This is a genomic window from Dorea formicigenerans (assembly GCF_025150245.1).
Taxonomy (GTDB): Bacteria; Bacillota; Clostridia; order Lachnospirales; family Lachnospiraceae; genus Dorea; species Dorea formicigenerans.
This window is the reverse complement of record NZ_CP102279.1, coordinates 573,556-593,407: the sequence shown is the minus strand read 5'-3', so window position 1 is coordinate 593,407 and position 19,852 is coordinate 573,556. Positions and strand designations below refer to the sequence as shown.

20 protein-coding genes and 1 pseudogene are annotated in these 19,852 nt (G+C 46.5%); 1 reads left to right on the top strand and 20 read right to left on the bottom strand.

Annotated elements, in window-relative coordinates; translation table 11 throughout:
- Positions 1-40: 40 nt before the first annotated feature.
- The 6 genes from mobQ (NQ560_RS02995) to NQ560_RS02970 all read right to left on the bottom strand — a co-directional run bounded on the left by mobQ (NQ560_RS02995) (position 41) and on the right by NQ560_RS02970 (position 3,468).
- Positions 41-1,615: a MobQ family relaxase gene (mobQ, locus tag NQ560_RS02995; protein ID WP_040015738.1), complete on the bottom strand. Its 1,575-nt coding sequence runs from the start codon at positions 1,613-1,615 to the stop codon at positions 41-43.
- 103 nt (positions 1,616-1,718) lie between these two features.
- Positions 1,719-2,135, bottom strand: a complete 417-nt coding sequence (locus NQ560_RS02990; protein WP_002595106.1) for a hypothetical protein — start codon at positions 2,133-2,135, stop codon at positions 1,719-1,721.
- A gap of 2 nt (positions 2,136-2,137) precedes the next feature.
- Positions 2,138-2,335: a helix-turn-helix transcriptional regulator gene (locus NQ560_RS02985; RefSeq protein WP_002595107.1), complete on the bottom strand. Its 198-nt coding sequence runs from the start codon at positions 2,333-2,335 to the stop codon at positions 2,138-2,140.
- 317 nt (positions 2,336-2,652) lie between these two features.
- Entirely contained in the window at positions 2,653-2,949 is a 297-nt protein-coding gene (locus tag NQ560_RS02980; protein WP_005335898.1) for a DUF3847 domain-containing protein, read from the bottom strand.
- Entirely contained in the window at positions 2,942-3,283 is a 342-nt protein-coding gene (locus NQ560_RS02975) for a DeoR family transcriptional regulator (RefSeq protein WP_005335900.1), read from the bottom strand. Before NQ560_RS02975 ends, NQ560_RS02980 begins: the two co-directional genes overlap by 8 nt.
- Positions 3,280-3,468, bottom strand: a complete 189-nt coding sequence (locus tag NQ560_RS02970) for a hypothetical protein (protein WP_002304353.1) — start codon at positions 3,466-3,468, stop codon at positions 3,280-3,282. The genes NQ560_RS02975 and NQ560_RS02970 overlap by 4 nt, the downstream gene beginning before the upstream one ends.
- A 482-nt stretch (positions 3,469-3,950) precedes the next feature.
- Between NQ560_RS02970 and NQ560_RS02965 the strand changes: the two genes are divergently transcribed.
- Positions 3,951-4,757 carry a helix-turn-helix domain-containing protein gene (locus NQ560_RS02965; RefSeq protein WP_008372835.1) on the top strand — a complete coding sequence of 269 codons (807 nt, stop codon included), beginning with the start codon at positions 3,951-3,953 and terminating at the stop codon, positions 4,755-4,757.
- 61 nt (positions 4,758-4,818) lie between these two features.
- Here NQ560_RS02965 and NQ560_RS02960 read toward each other — a convergent pair whose 3' ends face one another.
- From NQ560_RS02960 to ltrA, 14 genes and pseudogenes are all read right to left on the bottom strand, one after another.
- On the bottom strand, positions 4,819-5,781 hold the full coding sequence (locus tag NQ560_RS02960) for a DUF3658 domain-containing protein (RefSeq protein ID WP_005335911.1): 963 nt from the start codon (positions 5,779-5,781) through the stop codon (positions 4,819-4,821).
- Between the two features lie 29 nt (positions 5,782-5,810).
- Entirely contained in the window at positions 5,811-6,188 is a 378-nt protein-coding gene (locus tag NQ560_RS02955) for a TnpV protein (RefSeq protein ID WP_005335912.1), read from the bottom strand.
- Positions 6,148-6,420 (bottom strand): helix-turn-helix domain-containing protein, encoded by a 273-nt coding sequence (locus NQ560_RS02950; protein WP_002593556.1) that lies wholly within the window; start codon positions 6,418-6,420, stop codon positions 6,148-6,150. Before NQ560_RS02950 ends, NQ560_RS02955 begins: the two co-directional genes overlap by 41 nt.
- A gap of 155 nt (positions 6,421-6,575) precedes the next feature.
- A complete protein-coding gene (locus NQ560_RS02945) occupies positions 6,576-6,734 on the bottom strand; it encodes a Maff2 family mobile element protein (RefSeq protein ID WP_004798086.1) in 159 nt (52 codons plus the stop codon).
- A gap of 220 nt (positions 6,735-6,954) precedes the next feature.
- Positions 6,955-7,770, bottom strand: a pseudogene (locus NQ560_RS02940) (VirD4-like conjugal transfer protein, CD1115 family); the annotation flags it as partial.
- Between the two features lie 41 nt (positions 7,771-7,811).
- A complete protein-coding gene (locus NQ560_RS02935) occupies positions 7,812-7,970 on the bottom strand; it encodes a transposon-encoded TnpW family protein (protein WP_002596227.1) in 159 nt (52 codons plus the stop codon).
- A 143-nt stretch (positions 7,971-8,113) separates the two neighbouring features.
- Complete coding sequence (locus NQ560_RS02930) at positions 8,114-9,985, bottom strand: AAA family ATPase (protein WP_005335927.1); 1,872 nt, start codon at positions 9,983-9,985, stop codon at positions 8,114-8,116.
- Positions 9,982-11,478 carry a MobQ family relaxase gene (gene mobQ, locus NQ560_RS02925; protein WP_005335928.1) on the bottom strand — a complete coding sequence of 499 codons (1,497 nt, stop codon included), beginning with the start codon at positions 11,476-11,478 and terminating at the stop codon, positions 9,982-9,984. Before mobQ (NQ560_RS02925) ends, NQ560_RS02930 begins: the two co-directional genes overlap by 4 nt.
- Positions 11,444-11,803: a DUF3847 domain-containing protein gene (locus tag NQ560_RS02920; protein WP_003500140.1), complete on the bottom strand. Its 360-nt coding sequence runs from the start codon at positions 11,801-11,803 to the stop codon at positions 11,444-11,446. Before NQ560_RS02920 ends, mobQ (NQ560_RS02925) begins: the two co-directional genes overlap by 35 nt.
- Positions 11,804-12,186: 383 nt before the next feature.
- Entirely contained in the window at positions 12,187-12,795 is a 609-nt protein-coding gene (locus tag NQ560_RS02915; protein WP_002593328.1) for an ATP-binding cassette domain-containing protein, read from the bottom strand.
- A complete protein-coding gene (locus tag NQ560_RS02910) occupies positions 12,792-14,756 on the bottom strand; it encodes a hypothetical protein (protein WP_005335929.1) in 1,965 nt (654 codons plus the stop codon). The genes NQ560_RS02915 and NQ560_RS02910 overlap by 4 nt, the downstream gene beginning before the upstream one ends.
- 215 nt (positions 14,757-14,971) lie before the next feature.
- Positions 14,972-15,316 (bottom strand): TnpV protein, encoded by a 345-nt coding sequence (locus NQ560_RS02905; protein WP_004845299.1) that lies wholly within the window; start codon positions 15,314-15,316, stop codon positions 14,972-14,974.
- Positions 15,313-17,199: a recombinase family protein gene (locus NQ560_RS02900; protein WP_330371220.1), complete on the bottom strand. Its 1,887-nt coding sequence runs from the start codon at positions 17,197-17,199 to the stop codon at positions 15,313-15,315. Before NQ560_RS02900 ends, NQ560_RS02905 begins: the two co-directional genes overlap by 4 nt.
- Positions 17,200-17,643: 444 nt before the next feature.
- The gene (ltrA, locus tag NQ560_RS02895; RefSeq protein ID WP_005335938.1) at positions 17,644-19,554 is read right to left on the bottom strand and encodes a group II intron reverse transcriptase/maturase; all 1,911 of its coding nucleotides are present in this window, start codon (positions 19,552-19,554) and stop codon (positions 17,644-17,646) included.
- Positions 19,555-19,852: the final 298 nt, after the last annotated feature.

The following is a 19,852-nucleotide window of genomic DNA, read 5'->3' as shown; positions in this document are numbered from 1 at the left end:
AGGCACTTATCATTCTCAATCTGAAAATGGCAAGTGCCTGTTAAAGTTCCATATCCTGTTGTTTGTGTTTCGTCTGCGCCGGGGCGTTTTTCTGTGCTCTCTTCTCGTCAGCCTTATCCTGCAAGACTTCTTTGAGGGGCTGCTTCTTGGGCGGCTCTTTGCTTTCCTCTGTGCCGGGTGTGGCTTTCCGTACCCAGTAGCGGATGTCCCACAGCTTCTTCAAATCTTCCTGCACCTCGGTCAACGGTACTTTCAAGTCTGCGATTTCGTCCACAAGCTTCGCCTGTTCCTGCAAAAGCTCCTTTTTCGTGCTGTCCTTATCGTCCGGGTGCTTGGCAAGGTAGGCACTGGCTTTCTCAAACCGGGCAACCTCCGGGTGTTCCAGCTTGAATTTTTCCTTAGTTTTCTTGAAAAATATCTTCTGGTATTTCTCATAAACGGGCTTACATTCCTTACAGTCCGTCCGGGCGGCAAGGATAGCGTCAATCACGTTGCTGCGGGTTTCCTTTGGCTTCATCTGCTTTCGGTAGTCGGCGGCAGATTTCCCGGACGTTTCTATAAAGTTTTCCAAATCCTCCACGGTGGAAAGTCCCTTTCTCTGGAGATAGGACAGGGCTTCGCTGACTGCCTTTAAGTCTTTGGAAGTCCCCCGGCTTTGTCCCGCCCGTGTCCAGCTGCTCCGTTCTGCCTTTCGTATCTCCATATACTTCATCAGCAGATTGGGAAGAAAGACCGCTTCCTCCGCAGCTTTTTGGGCAAGCAGTTCATTCCGCTTTTCGCTAAGCTCCGCAATCCAGCCTTTGAGATTTTTAATAAGCTGCCGGATGGACTTCATCAAACTATTGGCGGCTTTGATTTCTCGGTTCAGGTTGCCGATGTTCGTCTGAATCCCACGCTTTTCCATCTGCCGGACAGCAGCCCCTTCATGGACGGTAGGGATAATATCAAGCCCCTGTCTTTCGTAAGAACGGAGATCTACTCGTTCCGGGCGGTTGTTGGCTTCCAGATAGCGGTTTTGGATGACCTCCCATTCATGCCGCCAGATTTCGCCATATTTGCGGTCGTTCCAGTCAACCGTATCTTCCTTGTGGCTTTTCCACCTGCCGGACGGGAGCTTGATTCGTTCCCCGTTCTTATCAAGTTCATAGACCTTGCGGCTCTTGGGAAGCCATTTCCCACGCTCATCCATTGCCCGCATGGTCAGCATGACATGGGCGTGTGGGTTTCCGTTCCCTTTGTCATGGATGGCAAAATCCACGCACATTCCTTTGGAAACAAACTGCTGGCGGCAGAAATCCCGTACAAGGGCGGCGTACTGGTCGGGCGGTATCTCTCTGGGAATGGAAAGCACCCACCGCCTTGCAAGCTGGGAGTTCCATTGCTTCTCAACAGCTTCGGCAGCGTTCCAGAGGGTGTTGCGGTCTGTGTACTCCAGGGGAGCGTTTGCCGGGAGCAGGATTTCATTGTGGACGATACCACGCTTTTCCGGGTAGTGTTTTACTTCCTGGTCATATTCACAGAACAGCTTTTCGCCGCTCTGGTAAGCAGCGGCGGCAACCGCAGACTGGCGGTGGCTGCGCTGCACAATAGAGATTTCGTTGTGTGGACAGGGCATTTTGTGTTCCTCCTTTCCGTTTTTGGACATAGAAAAAGCAGGATACCTTTTCAGATTTCCTGCTTGTTGTGCCGCTGGGGGCGGCGGGTATTTAGTAATACATTTACATAGTTTTGTGCAAGTACCAAAGTCGCACAATAAATACAATTTGTCCAATAGCATAAGCCCCAATAATAGTGAAACATGGGACTACTGTCATATATCCGGTGAAAATCAAAGCAAAAATAGAAACAGCAATCGTAACATTCATTACCTTGAAGCCACTTGCCATAGCAGCATTACTAAGCGAAATATTTCTCTCGTCATTTTCCTCTATTTCCATTTCTTTGGTTTTCTTAACGAACAAGTCGCACACACCAGATACAATCAGCAAAATTCCAATGAGAGATGTACCTACTACTATTAAGTCGGGACGTGGCACAGGTATTATTTCATGTACTCCCAAACCGTATGTTAGCAATCCTCCCAGTAGAATAATCATTCCTGTAACTGTCATTAAAATCAACAACCTTTTTTTCATAATCAATCCTCCTCGTAAATAAAAATTTCTTCAATACTCATGTTGAAATATCTGGCAATCTTAAATGCCAACTGAATAGATGGGTTATAGCGTCCGTTTTCCAAAGAGCCGATGGTCTGTCGTGATACTTCCAATGCATTTGCTAAATCTTCTTGCTTTATGCCTCGTTGCTTTCGTAATTCTTCCAGGCGATTTTTCATGTCATCCTCCTCTCTTATGGAAAGTTAACTTTCCATGCTTCCATTATATCACATAGTTCTTTTATGTCAAGTTAGCTTTCCATTTGCATTATATTTTATGAAACTTATCGGCTGGGAACAGCTTGCAACGCAAGGTGTCCCCAGATGGCAAGTCCACAAAAGGGTAGCTGGCGGCAGCCAGCGCAGGGGAAGTGTAGCGTCCCCTGTTTGATTTGGAGCAGACCGTGGCTGCGGAAAATCACAGCCCTCCTGCAAGGAGCCTTCGGAGAACGCAATGCACCAACCTCTGGGTGGTGTATAATTGCGCCCTTAGTAAACTAAGGGGTTTCCGGCTTCTCCCGTTCCAGCAGTTTTTTCAATATATCTTGCGTGTCCTGCCTGTGAAAAATGAGTTTCAGCAACAGCATGACATCATCGTCCGTCAGGCGTTCCGGCTCTTGCAGAAAACTTTCCAGCATACCGCCACGAGTACAGAGCCGGTGCGTCCGTTCCTTTCGGGTAAGCTGCTTCAACTGGTGCTGCAATGCCTTTTCATCATTGATGGCTTTCCGCAGTTTCTTTTCGCTTTTCTCCAACTCCCGGTTGAGCTTTCCCAGCTTTGAGGTATCAGGCAAGGGTAGCGCCCTCCTTTCCCGGTATCAGCACATAAATCCTGTTCGGTTCTCCCACGCCCTGACGCACCCGCATGATAAGTCCGGCGGTTTCCAGTTCATTCAAAGAACGCTTGACCGTCATGAGGCTGCGGGACAGGACTGCGGCAATGGCTGTGATAGGGAAGCAGACAAAAAGAATCCCGTTCTCGTCCGCCTGCCCTCTGAAAAGCATAGCGTCCAACATCCGGCAGTACATGACCTTTGCGGTGCTGCTGACTGGAAATCCTGTCAACGCTCTGGGAAATGGCATACAGGGCGGCAATGGTGTGTCTATCGTCATAAATTCAAAATTCATTCGGTGTGTTCCTCCTTTTTCTTTGCTCGTTTGGATAAATAACGGGGGCAGTCAATCACAACCGCCCGGAAGCTCTGCTTGCACCCATGCTGGCATTTCCGGCATAATTCGTTGTAAGTGACACGCCCCCGGTCATTGAGGTAAAAGGAAAGCTCATGCTTCCGCTTTTTGCTCATTCTCGGCATGTTACGTTTCCTCCCGTTTTCGTGTATGGTTTCGGGGCGATTTTCGGCAAAATTACAGCCATAGAGCCGCTTAAAATCTCCCGAAGTCTCAGCGATAGGGTAGACTATCTCCCTATCAAATTGTCGTGTTTCGGTATCATTTCGGTGTCAGTTCGCCAGTTCTCCCCGGTGTCGTTCCTCCCCTGAATCTCACAGCGGCGTATCGCTCCCTTTGGTACGCTCGTTTCGGTCAGGGTTCCTCCATATCCCTGCCAAAAGTCATGGCGCTACATCGCCGGGGAAGCATATCCCACACAGGCTGGTCATTCGATTGGAATAATCCATCGATGAACTACCTGTATCATAGAACATTTTTGTGCCCTGTGCCGTATATCCACAAAGTAGGAATCAGGGGGAAAATCAGAAATTTCCACGATTGCGGAAAGTGTGATATAATCCAGTTAAACGGCAGAAATAAAACCACCGGAAAGGAGCGTGCGCCCATGAAAGTTGCAACAAGCATACAGGAACGCCTTTGGGAACTCCGCAAAGACAAAGGCTTAAATCTGGAAGAACTATCAAAGCTGACGGGCATTTCTAAATCAGCCCTTGGCAGTTATGAAAAAGAGGATTATAAGGAAATCAATCATGGCAACCTTATCACGCTGGCAGACTTCTATGGGGTTTCCGTCGATTATCTGCTGTGCCGGACAGAGAACAGGGAGCAGATCAACACGCCACTGACGGAGCTGCATTTGAACGATGAGATGGTGGCACTGCTGAAAAGCGGTCGGATTAACAACCGTCTGCTCTGCGAACTTGCCACCCATAAGGACTTTATCAAGTTTCTTGCGGACATTGAGATTTATGTGGACGGGATTGCCACCATGCAAATCCAAAATCTCAACTCCCTTGTTGATACCGTCCGGCATGAAATTATTGAACGGTATCGCCCCGGCGAAGATGACCCGCATTTGAAGGTGCTGCAAGCCGCACATATCAGTGATGATGAGTATTTCAGTCACATGGTTCTGGATGACCTCAACCTGATTATCCGGGATATTCGGGAATTCCACAAAAAGGACAGCGAGAGTGCGCCCCAAACTACCGTTGCCGATGAACTGAAAGAAAATCTGGAAGCGGTCGAAAATTTCAAGGGCAGTCGAGATGAAAAACTGGTTATCCTTTACTGCAAGCAGCTTGGTATCAACTATAAAAACCTGTCAGAAGAAGAATTTCGCTGGTTCATTCGTATTCTCAAAAAATCAAAGAAAATGGGAACGCCTATCAGCCAGAGGAAAAAACGGTAAAGGAAAACCGCTGTTGCATGGTTTGTTGGATTCCATGTAGCAGCGGTTTGTGCTGTGGTTATTATTTCATTCGTTTTCTTAATATTCGGCGATAATTTGTTTCTCCCTTTGGTGCGTCCTGTATAATTTCCAACACACCATCTTCAAGCATTTTATCAATGCGATTGGAAATCCATACATCACTAATTCCAAGTTGATATTTTCCTAAAACATTACCTATGACAATAGCCATTTTGAATTGCTCTGGCTGTTCCGCAATTTCACGAAGAATGAAACTATCATATATATCTTCTGAAACGCTTTGCAATTTACCATTTAACATTGCACGCAAAGGTGCATTTTCATTTTGAAGTTGATTCCATTTCATAGTACAAGCTGAAAGAAATACAGGATTAGCTTTCTCTTGTAGAGTTATATAGTTTCCCCATTCGCCAGGAGAGACCTCGCCCCATGCTATTTTGGATGTCATAGTATTTTCTTTTCCATATTCCCATGTAGGTAACTTAACCAAATAAATTGTTGTCTGGCAGTTTAATGGTTGAAGTTGTTTCATAAGCCAATACATACCACAAAGCTCATCTGGATTATAGCTATACCAAATGCGAATTTCTTCCCCAGCTACATATCGTTCAATCACTGAGGTCAATGTAGTTTTAATTTTCTGTATTTTTTCTTCAACCTGATAATCTAAATCCTCTACAAAGCAGACAGACAGCATTTTCTTGAAAATATTTTTCCGCTGTTCGCCAATTCCATTATCAGAAATATCTCCCACACTAAGAGCCATATCAAAACAATAAACATCACTGCTCTTGCCTCCCAATGGAATAGCATTCTCCCAAGCAATGCGTTCTTGTTCCTGTGCTTGAAGCTGTGCCTTTTTCATTTCATCTGAAGATGGAACACTCCCGTCTTCGTGCCTCATAAATATTGAAACAGCACTTCCTCTATACTTTCCCTTGCCGTAAGTTTGGGCAATTTTCAAACTTCCACAGGCACTTTCACCAAATACAATTTCAATCATCTTATATACCTCCGATTTAATTGCTCCCGTTATGAATAAATCATCTCATACAAAACAATTTCTTCTGCCCTGTTGTGAATGTTATTGCAACGCTGCACCCATTCCATTTGTCGGGTACACTTCAATTCCTCTGTCACGCCCTCGGTAGCTTTCATCTGCTCCATGATAGTGTCTAACCGTTTTTGTGCCTGTTCATTCAGGTCTGCAAGATATGTCAACAATTCTCCGGTCAGTATCAATGTATTCAATCTGGCTGGGTGGACTTCTCTTAAATATTCCCGGTGCATTCGTCCGTACTTTCCGATAGGGCGGTGTTCCTCCGGCAGTTTCAAGCCTGGAATGTAGTAATCTCCGACAAGGATATAATCAATTCCGTTTTCCGTTATTCTTGGTTTCAATTCGCTCATGTTCCTTACCTCCTGTGGAAGCAGGCTCGTCTGGTACTAACTCAATCACATCAGTAATCTCACAATTCAGAGTTTCACAGATACGGGCTAATGTATCCATGCTGATGTGCTTTCCCTCTTTGCTCATGTTGGCAATCATATTTGTTGTCATACCAGCAGCAAGCCTTAAATCCTCTTTTCTCATATCACGCTCTAACAGTGTGTGCCAGAGTGGTTTATAGCTGATGTGCATATTGTTTTCCTGCCTTTCTATCCATACCACCGGGGCGGTTGCCCCGGCAGGAACTTTTCTCTTATTATAACACCAATCTTGTGAAATCACAATTTATTCTTGTAGCCTGCCGCTGATACCGTCTGGATTGTGCATTCCCTTTCTTTTTGTTCCCTTTAATTAGCCATGAACTGCTTCATGCCCTGAGATTTGGCGCCAGGGTTGTCGTTGCCGTAACCTTCCAACAGGTTGATGACACCCCAGATACCAAGACCAGCGCCCAGAGCGATAACGAGAGTCTGAAGAACGGTAATTGCCTGTTCAAAAAATGCCATAAATAAATAATATTAGCCGGAATCATTTGAATGATTAGTTAGGTTTGTTTCATAAGCGCACAAAAGCCGGAACAATCTGCCCTCTATCTATGAGAGCCTGATTCCGGCTGTCCTCCTTTTTCATTATTTTGTTGATGATTGCCCGCTTTGTACGCCAATGGCCTCAACAGAGGCAGTTGCGGCAAATAGATACGATCACTCCTTTCTCAGCGGAACCGTATTACACGCCCTCCGTGTCTACTTCATATACATCGCAGACCTCATCAGGCTTGAGTTTTAGTCTGGCAGACAAAAATGCTTCAATATCAAAGGTATTTCGCTTGTCTGCATCAGCTGTGTATTTGAAATTAGGGTGTCTGGTAATGTCATACTTGTCTGAAAGAAACGGACGCACACCGCGCAACTGCAAGATGCACTTGCCGCCATCCATAACTGCCAGCTCGTCCTGGCTCATCAGCTCTTTTCCCAATTTCTGATAGTTGAGCGAGTGGGAGGTCTCCCGTCCCCGGCTCTCTCCGGTGTTGTAAGTGTCTATGGTCTCCTTTCCCAGAACAGCCGCCAGCTCTTTCAGCGTTGTTGGCTCTTTGCCACCCAGGAAGATGGAAGTATCCATATTGCCGATGATGGTATCGGCATTATCTTTGTAAATTGCCTTGAGCTGGCTCTGTGCCTGCAACACCAGACAGGCAGAGATTTCACGGCTTCGGATGGTGGCCACCAGCTTTTCCAGCTTCGGAATCTGCCCGATGTTGGCACACTCATCAATCAGACAGCGCACATGAACTGGAAGCCTGCCGCCATACACATCGTCGGCCTTTTCACAAAGCAGGTTGAATAACTGGGTGTAGCACATGGAAATGAGAAAGTTAAAACTGTCATCCGTATCACTCATAATGAGGAACAGAGCCGTTTTTCTGTCTCCCAGCGTATCCAGTTCCAACTCATCGTAGGATGTAACCTCGCGCAGCTCCGCAATATCAAATACGGCCAGACGCGCACCGCAGGAAATCAAAATCGACTTAGCGGTTTTTCCAGAGACGAAAAGTCAAGGACTTTTTCATCAAATTCAAAAAGAAGTCACATTTTGCGGACTTCCTCACGAAGCATACGCTTGATTTTGTCCTCCATCGTCTCCTTGGCGGTCTCGCTGAAATGGACACGGACGATATAGGTGGTCTTGCCAATCTGCTTTCTGACAGTCGGGCAAGTGGCGGTGTTGGTTGCGGTATTGTTCATTCAAAATCCTCCTGTAAATGAAAAAGTGCCCGGTGACTATTCATCATCGGGCGGTGTCGGTATGAGGGAACAAGGCAAGGCGGCAACATTAAGGTATCTATAAAAACCTTGCCGTCTTTGCCATGCTTGCCGTGTTCCTGTTGTCAGTTGCGGAGATAGCAGACCCATGCTGTGCCGTCTTTCTCGGTCACAAGTCTGTCCCCGATACGGCTCTTTGCCGTTCTCATGGTGCGTGAGGAAATCCCACGCTCATTGACTGCCTTTTCCAGTTCTGCGCTCGGCATACGCTTTCCGTCCGCAAGCAGTTCCAGAATGAGCATTTGCGCCTGTGCGGTCTTGCTCTCGGTCTTGGCGGTGTCCGTCCCGGCAAGAAGCTCGTCAGCGGTAATGTCATAAGCCCCTATCCACTCAAAGCCTTTCTCGTCTCCCAGAGAAAAGGCAAGGGACTGTCCGGGCGGCGCAAGGGAGCTTTTCTCATGGATAAGTACCCTTGTTGTGGGGCTGTCCTTCAGCTTGCCGATAAAGAGCAGACTGCGGACTGCCGCCGTAATGTCGATAGACCCCAATCCCCGGTAGGTGCTTTGCGTTCCTGCGGCTTTGTTGAGGTGTCCGATCAGCACGATAGCGCACCCAGTAGCCTGTGCAATGTCTCCCAGACTGCGGAAGATGGGACGGACTTCATTTGCCCGGTTCATGTCCACATCTGCGCCCAGAAACGCCTGCACTGGGTCAATGATAACTAACCTTGCGTTGTTCTCACGGATTGCCCTTGCTATGCGCTCATCGGCAAGGGTCAGCGGCGTGTCTCTATCGTCAATGACAAGCACTCTTTCAAGGTCTGCGTCTGCTTCTATCAGTCGGGGCTTGACGGTATCACCCAGACCGTCCTCGGCGGTCTGATAGATGATATTGAAAGGTTCAAGTGTCTCCATACCGGGCAAAGGCTTTCGATTGGTGCAAGCCGCCGCAAGGCGCATGGCAAAGTAGGTCTTGCCCTCGCCGGGATTGCCCTGGATAATTGTCAGCTTTCCAAATGGGATATAGGGAAACCATAGCCATTCCACGCTCGTCAGCTCCACATCAGCCATACGGAGCATTGGGACAGGCTGGGCGGTGGGCAGCTCTCGCAGCGTGATTGTCTCGGCTATGAATTTGCGGCTCGGAATGTCCCCTTGCTGGCGGAGAACATCGTTCCAGTCTTTCCTTGCCGGGACAAGGCGAATGACGGCTATCTCGCAGGGAATGGACTGTGCCAGTCGGGTACAAGCTTCACTTCCTGCGGTGTCGCTGTCAAGACAGAGGAATACTTTTTGGGTGTCCTTGCGTTCAGAAAGAAAACGGTCAAGAGCTTTGCCCGAAACGCCGCCCAGGGCAAGATAATTTCTTGTCTGCCAATCCTGCGGATAAAGGCAGATAAAGGACAAAAGGTCAATCGGCGCTTCAAAAACAAAAAGCTGGTTGCCGTTTCCCTCATAGCGGAACGGATAGGACTTGTCAGACCCGGTAATATCCTGTCTGAATGTGTCTGCCGTCCCTCGCACATGGGCGTATCTCGGTGTGCCGCTTCGGTCTCTGCCGACAAACACAACATTGTGCCGCTTTGCGTCCTCGTAAATATCCCCGGAAAGAAGAAAATCCTCAACAAGCGTTTTGTTGAGACCTCGGCTTTCGCAAAGATATTGAATTGCTCTGTCGGCTGTTCTGTTGTGCAAGGGCAAGTGAAACGCTGTGGGCGGTGCTGTGCTGGCTTCGCTCTGCCCCTCGCCGCTTTCGCCGGTCAGGAGCTGGACAGCTTCGGGAAAGGACTTGCCGTAAAACTCCATGACAAAATCAATGGGATAGCCGCCCTTGCTCTGGCTGTGGCGAAACCATTTGTTTCCACGAATGGTCAGGCTGTCATGTTCTTTCCAGCGGTATTCTCGTCCGCTTTTGATAAGCGTCTCTCCCTGTGTGCGGAGAAAATCTTCCAGACTGACGGCGTTTGCCCGGTCAATCTGCGCTTGGGTGTAATTCATCGTGATAGTTCCTCCTTTTTCTGTCGTGTTTGGGGTCGATTTTGGAGCTTTTGTTCCTCCGTGCGCTCGTTAAATCGGGCGGCAGTATCTACACATGACTTGACCTTCCAAAGACGGTGTAAATCGTCTCTGACGGTCTTAAACTCGCCATAGGTGGTGTTGTGCGCCTGTTCCAGCTCGTCATACTCTTCGGTCAGCTTTTTCATATCCACCTTGCCGTCCGGGAACTCTCCGGTCAGCTTGCGTCTGGCGGCGTAGAACTGTATCAGTTCCGCTTCATGCTCTGCCTTGTACTTGGCTCTGGGCTTCTCAAACTTGATTTTCTGCAAGCCGTCATAGACAGGCTTCAAGCTCTGGAAAGCAGCAGAGCTGTCATAGAGCTGCTTAATTGCTTTCATTCGGGCGGTCTGTTCGTCCAGCGTTTTCTTCAAGCTCTCTGTGGCAGCACTGTGTTCGCTGACACGGCTTTCCAAATCTTCAAGGGAGTAAATGCCGTTTGCCCGGAGATAATTGAAAGTCTCGTTCATCTCCTTTAGGTTGCTGACCTTGCCTTTCTGCGAATATGCCCCGGCTCTGCGCTGGGTGTAATAGGCGTTCAGCAGAGAAACAAGGTCGGGTGCCTGCGGCTTGGCAAGCTCTGCTTTTGCTTCGACAATCCAATCAAACAGGAGAGCGATTTTCTTCTTGATGTCCCGGATAACGGCATTGGTCGCTCTGATCCAGCGGTTGAACTCGCCTTTCTCGGTGCGTATGCCTTTCTTCTCCATTGCCCGGACGGTTGCGCCCTCATGAACGGTGGGAAGAAGCTCCACGCCCTGACGCTCATAGCTTCGGTGGTCGATACGAACGTCAAGCCCCTTTTCCGCAAACTTGGCGTTGCATAGCTCCGCCCATGTCTGCCGCCAGTATTCCAGCGTTTCGGGACTGCCCCAGTCGGTAGTGGGAACGGCGTTGAAAATAAACTCGCCGTTCTGGTCTCGGATACGGTTGCCGTCCTCGTCCAGCTCGTACACCCGGCGTTGCTTTAGCCCCCATTTGCCGTCCTGCTTAATGGGACGGATAGGGCAAAGCACATGGAAGTGTGGGTTTGGTATGCCGCCGTCCTCCCTGTCTGGCTGGTGTACGGCGAAGTCAACCACCATGCCCCGGCTCACAAAGTTCTCCAACAAAAATTGCCTTGCAAGAGCGATGTTTTCCTCAAGGGAAAATTCATTCTGCAAGGCAATGTCAAAGCTGTATGCAAGCTGGGCGTTCTTTCCACGCTCGGCTTTTTCCACGGCGTTCCATAGGGTCTGGCGGTCTGCGTATTCGGGCGGTGCATGGGACGGCAGGAGAATATCGGAGCAGATCACGCCGCCCTTGCGGGTGTAGTCGCTGTATTCGCCGTAATACTCGCTATACAATCGCTCCCCGGCACGGTAGGCGGCAGAAGCAATAGCGGACTGTCCTGCGCTTCGCTTAGTCTGCGTGACGCTCAGATGAAATAGTGCCATCGGCTTTCAACTCCTTTTCTCTGTTTGCTTGGCTGATGTGGGTAATCGCCATGTGACGGACGGCTCGCTGGACTTCGGACAGGGAAAAGATGTGTTCCATCAGCTCTGTCATTTCGGTGCGTGTGAGATCTTTGACCTCCGGGGCAAGGCTCTCAATCGTGCCGCCCAGATTGCAAAGGCGGTGGGTGCGCTTGGTGCGTTCGCCTTTCTCCAGATACTTCTTTCTGTTCTCCAGACGCTCCAACTTGTGCTGTTCCTGTGCAAGCTGCGTCTCGGCTCGTTCCTTTTCGGCTCGAAGCTGGTCAAGGGTTTTCGGTTTTGTCATTGTGATTGACCTCCTTTTTTTGATTTTTGGGATAAAAAAAGACCGTCAACTTTTCGCACATTGCGACCAGTCAACGGTCTGATTTTCAGTATTTGTTTTTCCAAACTTGCTGGCGGCGAACAGCATTTTATGCTGTTTGCGGACGGCAAGTCCACAAGGGATAGACGCACAAGCGTCGCAAGGGAGTGTAGCTCCCTTGACGGAACGAAGTGACGAAACATTCTCGGTCGGGCAGTTTTCTTCTGCTGACTGGGAATGAAGCTCCGCAGGACGCACATACTCCCGATAGGAGAGTATAGAAGTGCGCCCTTTAGTTCCTAAAGGGATTTTCTTCTGACCCAAATTATATAAAATGTAGATCAAGACATTTCTAAGAGGTACTCTCAGATTTTCACAACATAAGGTTCATCTTCAATAATACCCTGATCGTGGGTAACAATGATAACCGTTTTACCTTCTTCATTGAGTTCGTGCAACAACCTCATAACAATATCTCTATTTTTCTTGTCAAGTGAGCCAGTAGGTTCATCTGCCAAAACAACAGAACATTTTTTCATCATAAGACGAGCTAAAGCAACTCTCTGTTGTTCACCACCGGAAAGCTGATAAACTTTTTTGTTAACTTCCTTTGATAACCCCACACGATTAAGAGCTTCTTTAAGTGATACTTTAGTTCGGCTTGATTTTTTAATCAAACTTAAATTTTCTTTAACTGTCTTATTTTCAAGCAGTGCAAAATTCTGAAAAAGAAACCCCACTGTATCCGCAAAAAAACTGTTTTTATTTTTAAGCCGGGTAATATTCAGCCCTTCGATTATGATACTGCCGCTATCCGGCTTTTCGATACCACCAATCATATTGAGCAAAGTGCTTTTTCCACTGCCGCTATCCCCGCTGATTACTACAAAACTTCCATCCGGAATTTCCAAATTAAAGTTGGAGAAAATTATTTTCTCTCCAAATGCTTTATTTAAGCCACGAATTATAATCATAAACATCCTCCCTTCAATGACTTTGAGATATTTGTTTTTTCAACCCACATAATATTTGTGAAAATGATTGCCATTTCAATAATGGTGAGCAATGATCCAATTAGTAAAGCAATCCCGACACTTGCGTTAGATATAAAAATCGAAACAATGCAAATCAATATCACAACGGCTATATTTTCTATGAGATTAACGGAAATAAATCTTTTGTGCCTTTCATAAAAGCTATAACCTAAAACCTTTTTGAGGGAGATTTCCATAGAGCTAAGTCTAAATTCCATTTTCGCTTCAGATACGATGATAGCTATATCTAACAGCAATACTAATACGCAAAGAGAGCTTATAAAGCTAATCAATTTTACAAGGAAACTATGACTATAAATGTAATCCTCTCCGACATTCGTCAGCATAAAATAGTGTGAACCAAGCTGTTCTGCATATTTTTTCGCAGCATTACGAATTGTGCTTTCATCGCATCCGTAGATTACCTCACCATTATATGTTCCTGTTTCGATATAACTTCCATTCAAAGCAACAGCCTCATTTGCCTGATAAATAACAATCGGATTTGTTGCTCTTGACAATCCGTCAATAGCCTCTTCTCTGTTCGAATTGAGATAATAAAATTGCTCTCTGCCAGAATATTCTTTATAAACAACACGCAGTTCTTCTGCATTTTGGGTAAGAGAGTCAATTTCCTCTTTTGCGATATCTTTGTATGATTCCGCATTTCTTCCCTTTGGCACGAAGACCACGATATCCTCTTTTTCATCATCTTCAGTAAGCATATCAGAAAACCCTTGTAGCATATCTCTGGCATTATGATTTACAAAAATATAATTATCCGTATCGCTTATCCGGCTGCCTATGCAGACCACCGGATTTATAGTGTTGTATTCATTTTCGTAAAGGTCATTCCAAAATTTGCTCTCTTTGGATTCCTCCTCATTTTCTTCAAAAGGAGGTTCAATCTGCATAACTCCAAAATAATAATCATTATAATGATTTTCTAAAAGAGTAGTGTTTGTAAGTAAATTACCTTGAATGCTACTGAGATTTGTAGTTATTGTAAAAATTGTCATAGCAGTAGCAAATACTTTAAGACCGTTCAGAAGATAAAACATACCTTTTTTATCTGAAGCATTGGCAAAGGCTTTTTTTACATCAAAGCGGACAAAAGCAGCATAAGGAATTACGGAAAGAACTGCTCCGGCACAATACACTGCCAAAATGAGATGATCTTCATACGCTCCCGATATAAATTGAGAAACAAGCAACTTTGCTAAGACGAATAATGCAGCATATGAAATCATATCAGCCACTACAGCTTTTAGAGCAATCACAGCAGCATTTTCGCCCAGAGAAGCTCGTACAACTACTTCCTTTTGTCTGCGTATCACCTCAATCATATTAAGTACAATCATCAATATGGCAACCAGGCCCCAAACAATGAACATCATATCAGTTTCGGTTGATTGCCAAAACTCTGGCTGCGATATAGAATATTCTTTTGCCAAATCTTGATATGTGGCAATAATGTCATCATCGTCACCGATATAGCTGACCATTATTTCCTGTCCATTGCCTGTGTTTTTTGCTTCTCTAAAATCTTCAAATTCTATTACGGTGATTCCGCCTATCAAAGCCGTATATGTTTTTTCCTCAATATCCATTGTGCTTTTAAGACTATCCCGAACAACGGTATCATCACCATAAATATAAAGTCTTGTCTGATAATTAGAAACTCTCTGATTAAAAGTCGAAAAAATATGAACACCATGCTTCTCAGCTGTATCTTCTGCATTGGCTAAAAATGAATCCATATCGTCATTAGTAGTTGTGTATCTGGACGATAAATAATAAGCACCATTAAAGTTCCAGAGCATATTTTGATATACTTCAGCTTGCATAACAAAAGCAAAAATAATCGTAATCAACAGCAATATATTTCTTATATGTTTCATTTGAAATTCTTAAACCTCCTTTGAATAGGTAACAGACACACGATTGCCCAAAATACTAATATGGATTTTTTCATACAACCACATTCTCTTGTTAGATTCTAATTTTCCGTTTTTTTTATTCGCATAAATTGTACCATAAAACTCGTGAACAATTCTACCGCAACTTTGGACTACATGAGAAAAGTCCGAACAGTTTTCTGCCCGGACTTCCTCGCTCAATCATAAATCAATTCCGCTTTCACAATCTCCTCTGCCTGTGCCTTGCAAGCGTTCATCTGCCGCACCCATTCCATTTGGTTTTTGGCTTTTAGTTGCTCGGTCACGCCGTTTTGCTCTGCCAGTGACCGCACGATCAGCTCCATGCGGTTTCGTGCCGCTTCGTCAATCTCGGCGCAATGCTCAAAGAGCTTGTCGGATAGCACCAGTTCATTGAACAGTATCGGACGGTGCATTTCCAGATACGCCTTGCGAAGTCTGCCGTAGTGTCCGAGGGGCTTGGTCTTGCGGATAACGATGTTCGGGATAAGATAATCGCCGTTCTGTGTATAAGTGATATTCATGCTGTTTGTACTCCTTTCATCGGCTCTCTCTGCGGTAAACTGCTGACAGGGACGAACACTCCCTTTGCAATATCCTCCGCACGAATAGCGGCTTTCTTGGCTTCGATTTCTGCCTTTTTTCTCCCCTTGATTTTGTCCTCGTATCGCTTCTGCGCTCCGCTGGCTTTCCGCTTCAAGTAGTTCTGATGAAGCCTGTCCTTGCGTTCCTCACGCTTGCGGATTTCCTCTAATTCCTCCGGAGTAAGCTCCACTTCTCCAAACGCTGGGGGAACGAAACGCCCGACAAAATTGAAGTAAATCTCGACCTCCTGTGTGGTCTGTATACTGCCTTTGCGGTCACGCTCATGCACAAGGATTTTCTCGATAAACTCGTTGAGCATAGCAATGGTCAGCTTGTCGAAGTTCTCGTACTTGTCAATCAGAGCGATAAAACGGTCAGCGTCCTTTTCGTGCTTCTCATAGCTCTTGACAGCCTTTTCCAGAACAGAGATTTCGGCGGTAAGCTCGGTCTGCTCCTTTTCATATTGAGCGTCCAGAGTGGCGTATCTGCTGTCGGACAGCTTTCCTAAAATGTTGTCCTCGTAGATTTTGCAGAGCAGGACTTCCAGCTCGGAAACTCTCTGCTTTGCTGTGGCAAGGCGTGTCCGCTGTTTCCTGACCTCTGTGGTCTGCTGGCTGGACTGCGCTTCCTGCACCACACGGACAAACTCGGCTCTGTCATGCTTCGCATACTCGGCAATGGATTTCAGCATTTCAGAGACAAGGGACAGTACCACATCTTCATTGATACGGTGCTGGGTCTTGCAGAGCGTTCCGCAAGGAACTTTGGTGTACTGTGAGCAGGTGTATTGAGAAATGCGCTTGCCGTTGTTGGTGCGGTGGACATACATCTTGCCGCCGCAATCGGCGCAATAGAGTAAGCCCGTGAGGGGAGCTGCTTCGCCCCAGCCGTCCGGGTAGCGTCTGACATTCCCACGGATTTTCTGCACAAGGTCAAAGGTCTGCTGGTCAATAATGGCTTCGTGCGTATTCTCAAAAATCGTCCATTCGTCCTCCGGGACATAATGGCTTTTCTTGTCCTTGAAGTGCTTTCGGGTCTTGAAATTGATGGTGTGTCCCAGATATTCACGCTTTTCAAGAATGTTGCAGATGGTGGAAGAACCCCAGCCGTACACATCTTTGAAAGTCTTGTTTTTGTTCACGCCCTCGCCGTGCTGGGCAAGGTAAGCGGACGGAATAAGCACCTTTTCCGATTTCAGTTTGCTGGCGATCTGATACGGACCGTAGCCTTCAATCGTCATGGCAAAGATACGCTTGACCACCTCTGCGGCTTCGGGGTCAACCAACCATTGGTCTCTTGCTTCGTTCCAGAGATAGCCGTAAATGACCGTGCCTGTGAGGTGCTTGCCGGACTTGCCTTTGGACTGGAAAGTGGAACGGATTTTTCGGCTGGTGTCTCTGGCGTAATACTCGTTCATAATGTTGCGGAAAGGGGTAAAATCATCGTCACCTCTGGCACTATCCACGCCGTCATTGATGGCGATAAGTCGCACGCCACGCTGACGCAGGATTTCCATAATCTGACCGACTTTCAGATAGTCACGACCCATGCGGCTCATGTCCTTGATACACAGGTACTCCACATTCCCGGCTTCCACTTCTTTCATCATTGCCAAAAATCCGGGACGATCAAAGCAAGTGCCGCTAATACCATCATCCGTGAAATGGACAATGTTCGTAAAGCCCTGCCGTGCGGCGAACTCCTCCAACATAGCCTTTTGATTGGAAATGGAATTGCTCTCACGCTGTTGGTCATCGTCTTTGCCGAAGTCATCACGGCTCAATCGTTCGTACAGAGCTGTGATTTTCTCGTTTTTTCTCATAACTTGCGCTCCTTTCTTCGGTTTTAGGTTGTGTGTTCTAAGAGACTTCCCAACTGCTTGATTAAGAAGTCTTTTAGAGCATACAACACCGGCTGCCAGCTTATATTTCTTATACTGCCGCACTGCGAAGTGGTTTGGCTTTTCCGATTCCAGTGCATCAAACATCAGGTCTACGGGGTTTTTGAACTCCTCGTCATCCTCACGGACTTCCATGGCGTTGATGAACTCGATGAGGGTGGAGAAGTTTTGCTCCTCCACCGGAGCTTCATAGTGGATATATCCAATCAACGCGCAATACAGCAATGTTTCCGCTTATAGTGATAGGTAATCCTTTGAAGTTATCGCCGGATTTTCCCCCACTCCACACCGGACGTGCGACTTTCACCGCATCCGGCGTTCCATCGGTTGTTTTCACAAGCATTTAATCAATCACCAAATGAAATGTTAGTTTTCTATTGCGGACAAACCAGCCTGCTGGCGCAGACTGTTCACTTTTAACATCAGTTCCTTTGTTGCCTTGATCGTGTCGGCTATCTCTTTTAGCTCATTCTTAGGACACTCTTGCAGGAGTGGAAGAAATCTATTATGGAACAAAATCATATTTCGATAGCGTTCCTTGCCGCCCAATTCTGCCGGTGTTTTCAGCCAGCATACTATGTCAGCCGCATTTTCAAAGAGTTCCCCACTTAGCGCACATTTTCCACGTTGAGCCGAGAATAGTGAAATCCTGCTGTCAGTAAGTTCTGTGCTTCGCCCCATAGACGGTTGATTCCTCAAACCTGATAGAACAGATGAGTTCATACTTAGGTTCGTGTGTATCAATGCCCGTCCCTCTACCGTGTAACTGCAAACCGCCGCTTTCTTTGCCATCGGTATCTTGTTCTTGATGTATGCGATAGGGTAGATAGGTTGGTCGATTCCAGATACATACCGTATCATTGCCGACTTTCCAAACCGTTCTTTTTCGCTCTCGGTCATTGCGCCGCCCTCTCGAACAAGTCTGCACCCGGTTTCTGTATTGAGCCGATTTGTTAAAACTGTCATGACCTGTCTGTGGATTTTCCTGCAATCAATGCTGATGCAGGTGGCAAGTTGAAAATAATTCTGTATTCCCAGAACCATTGAATTGTACAGCCGTATTTCGTCCAAAGGTCTTTTTCCCTCTGAAGGTCGGGCAATTCGTTTCGCCTGTTCCACCAGTTTTTGCCTTTCCAGTTCCAACTTTTTGTCACAGATATGAGATTGCACGATGTACTTCCTGCTTTTCGGTCTGACTCGTATCTTAAACCCAAGAAACTCTGAATGGCGTTTTCTAACATTGACTATCCTTGTTTTCTCTGGCGATACCTCCAACCTCAGCCTCTCGGTTATCCATGCCGTTACAGCCTCTTTCGTTCTCAAAGCGTCCTCTTTATTCCGGCAGAAAATTCTGAAATCATCTGCATATCTCACGATATACATTTCTTTCAACCCTGTTTTCCTCATTTTGAGGAATGCCTTGCTCCGGTCAAAAGTAATCGAGTTTCTGATTTTCCTCTCATACCCGTATTCCTTTACAAGAGGGTGGTTCTGCCATTGGCTCTCAACCCATTTGTCCAGTTCATTCAGCACGATATTGGCAAGCAACGGTGAAATGATACCGCCTTGCGGAGTGCCTTTGTCTGGAATGAGTGTAGTGCCGTCTGGCATTCTAATCGGTGCTTTCAGAATCCGCTTGATAATAAAAATCAACTGCTTGTCGTGTATTCCCATTGCCCATATTTGCCGCATTAGCTTGCTGTGATTTACGTTGTCGAAAAATCCTTTTATATCAAACTCAATCACATAATGCAGGTTCATGCGTTGAAGCATGGTGTAAGTTTTCTGCACGGCGTGTTCCACGGAACGGTTCGGGCGAAAGCCGTAACTGTTGTCGCTGAATTTCGCTTCGCAGATTGGCTCTATGACCTGTTTGATACATTGCTGTACCAGCCTGTCCCAGATACAGGGAATACCTAACGGTCTGGTTTTTCCGTTTGGTTTCGGAATGTCTTTGCGTCTTACCGGCTTTGGGCGGTATCCGTGCTGACTTCCTGTGACAATAAACCTCACTTTCTCTGCAACTGTTTCGGGCGGTAAACACCCGATGTCACTGATGTTTTTGTTGTCTGTTCCTGCTGTGTAGCTTCCTCCGTTTGCTTTGATGTTCCGATATGCCAGAAGAATGTTGTCCCGGCTCAGAATTAAATCCATAAGGTCGGTAAAATTTTCTCCCTCCAAACTTCGATGATAGAGTTCATCAAAAACTGGCTGCATACCGTAATACTCGGCATGACGTAAGTCATCTACACATAGAGTTTTGTTTTTCTTTGGCATAAGGCATCACCTCCTTTTTGCGAAAGTGACCCTTTTGGTCTTACTCGAATCCTTATGTTGGATTGAATAATGCCTGCTTATCTCAACCGACTTGTGGCCATTCCTCCGTAGCTCACATAACGCAAGCACATCATAGGTTCGACCACTACTTTTCAGCAGCAGTTCGTCTGCTTATTGTTTTTCGTCAGACTATTCCTTGCGGAATCTGCTGCCTTTCCTCGTTCCGATAGTTCTATCTGTTCATACATACCCGTAGGTTCCTGCTATAGACCTGTCGGCTTGCCTGTGCCTGTAACAC

What these genes read in the sequence shown, in the direction of transcription:
- mobQ (WP_040015738.1), bottom strand. Translation starts at nt 1,615, where the DNA reads ATGCCCTGTCCACACAACGAAATCTCTATTGTGCAGCGCAGCCACCGC.
- NQ560_RS02990 (WP_002595106.1), bottom strand. Translation starts at nt 2,135, where the DNA reads ATGAAAAAAAGGTTGTTGATTTTAATGACAGTTACAGGAATGATTATT.
- NQ560_RS02985 (WP_002595107.1), bottom strand. Translation starts at nt 2,335, where the DNA reads ATGAAAAATCGCCTGGAAGAATTACGAAAGCAACGAGGCATAAAGCAA.
- NQ560_RS02975 (WP_005335900.1), bottom strand. Translation starts at nt 3,283, where the DNA reads ATGAATTTTGAATTTATGACGATAGACACACCATTGCCGCCCTGTATG.
- NQ560_RS02970 (WP_002304353.1), bottom strand. Translation starts at nt 3,468, where the DNA reads ATGCCGAGAATGAGCAAAAAGCGGAAGCATGAGCTTTCCTTTTACCTC.
- NQ560_RS02965 (WP_008372835.1), top strand. Translation starts at nt 3,951, where the DNA reads ATGAAAGTTGCAACAAGCATACAGGAACGCCTTTGGGAACTCCGCAAA.
- NQ560_RS02960 (WP_005335911.1), bottom strand. Translation starts at nt 5,781, where the DNA reads ATGATTGAAATTGTATTTGGTGAAAGTGCCTGTGGAAGTTTGAAAATT.
- NQ560_RS02955 (WP_005335912.1), bottom strand. Translation starts at nt 6,188, where the DNA reads ATGAGCGAATTGAAACCAAGAATAACGGAAAACGGAATTGATTATATC.
- NQ560_RS02950 (WP_002593556.1), bottom strand. Translation starts at nt 6,420, where the DNA reads ATGCACATCAGCTATAAACCACTCTGGCACACACTGTTAGAGCGTGAT.
- NQ560_RS02945 (WP_004798086.1), bottom strand. Translation starts at nt 6,734, where the DNA reads ATGGCATTTTTTGAACAGGCAATTACCGTTCTTCAGACTCTCGTTATC.
- NQ560_RS02935 (WP_002596227.1), bottom strand. Translation starts at nt 7,970, where the DNA reads ATGAACAATACCGCAACCAACACCGCCACTTGCCCGACTGTCAGAAAG.
- NQ560_RS02930 (WP_005335927.1), bottom strand. Translation starts at nt 9,985, where the DNA reads ATGAATTACACCCAAGCGCAGATTGACCGGGCAAACGCCGTCAGTCTG.
- mobQ (WP_005335928.1), bottom strand. Translation starts at nt 11,478, where the DNA reads ATGGCACTATTTCATCTGAGCGTCACGCAGACTAAGCGAAGCGCAGGA.
- NQ560_RS02920 (WP_003500140.1), bottom strand. Translation starts at nt 11,803, where the DNA reads ATGACAAAACCGAAAACCCTTGACCAGCTTCGAGCCGAAAAGGAACGA.
- NQ560_RS02915 (WP_002593328.1), bottom strand. Translation starts at nt 12,795, where the DNA reads ATGATTATAATTCGTGGCTTAAATAAAGCATTTGGAGAGAAAATAATT.
- NQ560_RS02910 (WP_005335929.1), bottom strand. Translation starts at nt 14,756, where the DNA reads ATGAAACATATAAGAAATATATTGCTGTTGATTACGATTATTTTTGCT.
- NQ560_RS02905 (WP_004845299.1), bottom strand. Translation starts at nt 15,316, where the DNA reads ATGAATATCACTTATACACAGAACGGCGATTATCTTATCCCGAACATC.
- NQ560_RS02900 (WP_330371220.1), bottom strand. Translation starts at nt 17,199, where the DNA reads ATGAGAAAAAACGAGAAAATCACAGCTCTGTACGAACGATTGAGCCGT.
- ltrA (WP_005335938.1), bottom strand. Translation starts at nt 19,554, where the DNA reads ATGCCAAAGAAAAACAAAACTCTATGTGTAGATGACTTACGTCATGCC.